We start from the raw sequence: 2152 nt of genomic DNA, 5'->3' as shown, positions 1-2152 counted from the left end.
CTCGACGCGGCCGTCCTCGGCGAGGACCTGTGCGAGGAGGGGGTGCGCGCGCTCGGCGGCGGCGCCGTGCCCGACGTGGCGCGCGCGCTGGAGCACCTGGAGCGGCGCGAGGTCCTGCGCCGGGACCGGGACGCCGAGCGCACCACCGCCTACGCGTTCCGCAGCCCGCTCGTGCGCGACGTCGCCTACCTGACCATCCCCCAGCACGCCCGCGCCGAGAAGCACCGGCGAGCGGCCGACTGGTTGGAGCGCGTGCCCGGTCACGACGCGCTGCGGCTGGTCCACCACGGGCTCAGGTCGGGCGGGTGCCGCCCGGCCGAGCCCTCGCCGGTGCTCCCGCAACCCCGGCAGCACGCGCGCTGATCCCCACAGACAGGGAGCCCAGCACATGACCCCCGGTCCCGTCCTCCCCCCTCGGCTTCCCTCCCTCACCGGCATCCGCGCGCCGCTGGCCCTGCTCGTGTTCGTGGCCCACGCGCTCGGCTCCGCCCGGTTCTTCGCCGACGAATCGGTCAACTCGCTCGGGTTCCTCCTGCCCTACGGGCCCGCGGCGCTGTCGTTGTTCTTCGTGCTCAGCGGGTTCGTGCTGGTGTGGTCGGAGCCGTGGCGCGAGGGCGTGGGCCCCTACTTCCGACGCCGGGTCGTGCGCATCCTGCCCACCCACGTGCTGACGTGGGCCGCGGTGCTGCTGCTCCTGGCGGCGCTCGGCCCGCTGCCGCTGCTGGGGCCGCTGCCCGAGGTGGGGCCCGCGCTGGTCAACCTGTCGCTGCTCCAGTCGCTCGTGCCGCTGCCCGACTACCTGCTGTCGGTCAACGGCATCAACTGGTCGGTGTCCTGCGAGGTGGTGTTCGACCTGCTGCTGCCGCTGCTGTCCCGGCCGCTGCTGCGGGTGCCCGACCACCGGTTGTGGGCGTGCTTCGGCGTGCTCGCCGCGGTGGTGCTCGCGCTGCCGGGCATGATCGGGGTCCTGGTGGACGGGCCGCCGTGGGCGCTGTGGCCGCCGCTGTCGTTCGAGCAGGCGTGGCTGGTGAACTTCTTCCCGCTGACCCGGTTGCCGGAGTTCCTGATGGGCGTGGTGCTCGCCAGGATCGTGGCCACCGGGCGGTGGCGGCCGGTGCGGTCGTGGTGGCCGCTGCTGGGGGTGGCGGCGGTGTGGGCGCTGCTGCCGGTGCTGCCGCAGGTGTACGCGCGCAGCGCGATCGCGGCGGTCCCGCTGGCGCTGCTCGTCCCCGTCATCGCCGTGCGGGACCTGGAGGGGCGGCGGTCCGTGCTGTCCCGGCGGTGGGTGCGGGTCGCGGGGGACATGAGCTACGCGACGTACCTGCTGCACTGGCCGCTGCTCGCGGTCGCCAAGCACGTGCTGGGGGACCGGCTGCTCGGGCTGGGGGAGGGGCTGCTGCTGGTGGCGGCGCTGTACGCGCTCACCCAGGGGCTCAGCCTGCTGCTGCACCGGTGGGTGGAGCGTCCGCTGCTGCGGCGCGCCCACCGGCCGAGGCGGTCGCCCGCCCCGGACCCGGCGGGGTGAGCCCGCGGGCGCGTCAGACCACCGCGAGCGCCCTGACCTCCACCACGTTCAGCTTCGCGTCGGGCACGCGCGCGGCGATCTCCAGCGCGCGGTCCTCGTCGGCGCAGTCCACCACGAAGTACCCGGCCAGGTAGCGGTCGTCGTCGGTGAGCGGGCCGCGCTCCACGGCGGCGCGGCCGTCGCGCACCCGCACGGACAGCGCGTTCCTGCGGTGGGTCAGCGGGGAGCCGTGGCAGTGCTCGCCGGTGGACTCGATCTCCTCGGTGAACGCGGCGTACTCGGCCAGGAACTCCTCCTTGTCGGCCTGCGTCAGGGTCTGCCACCGCTCGTCGCTGGTGTGGATGAGCAGCATGTACTTCACGGGGGCCTCCTCGCGCCGGTGACGTGCGGACAGCAGTGAAACCAGGGCCTCGCCGGGGTGTCAATCGCCTGTGGCGCAAGGGATTACCGCTTTGTTCGCGAGCCGTGGAAGCGGCAACTGCCAACGGCGCCCGCGTGCCCTACCGTCCGAAGTGGAGTCCCGCGACCCGGTCTCCGCTCGTCCCTCCCACACGGATTGGCCCGGTGACAGAGACCATGCTCGTGCTCGGCCTGAACGGCAACTTCTCGACCGCCGCCGAGGAGCTC

At 73.9% G+C, this 2152-nt stretch carries 3 protein-coding genes; 2 read left to right on the top strand and 1 reads right to left on the bottom strand.

The window, feature by feature from the left end:
- Window positions 1-363, top strand: a 363-nt coding sequence (locus tag ACTUAL_RS23270) for a hypothetical protein (protein WP_440901727.1), incomplete at its 5' end; no start/stop codon positions are given.
- Between the two features lie 25 nt (window positions 364-388).
- The gene (locus ACTUAL_RS23265) at window positions 389-1525 is read left to right on the top strand and encodes an acyltransferase family protein (protein WP_440901726.1); all 1137 of its coding nucleotides are present in this window, start codon (window positions 389-391) and stop codon (window positions 1523-1525) included.
- Between the two features lie 13 nt (window positions 1526-1538).
- On the opposite strand, the gene ACTUAL_RS23260 is transcribed toward ACTUAL_RS23265, so the two are convergent.
- Entirely contained in the window at window positions 1539-1877 is a 339-nt protein-coding gene (locus tag ACTUAL_RS23260) for a YciI family protein (protein WP_218182008.1), read from the bottom strand.
- Window positions 1878-2152: the final 275 nt, after the last annotated feature.

Source organism: Actinosynnema sp., from assembly GCF_052038725.1.
This window is presented reverse-complemented; position numbering and strand designations above follow the sequence as displayed.

Coding starts and splice junctions, on each gene's coding strand:
- ACTUAL_RS23265 (WP_440901726.1), top strand. CDS start 389: ATGACCCCCGGTCCCGTCCTCCCCCCTCGGCTTCCCTCCCTCACCGGC.
- ACTUAL_RS23260 (WP_218182008.1), bottom strand. CDS start 1,877: ATGCTGCTCATCCACACCAGCGACGAGCGGTGGCAGACCCTGACGCAG.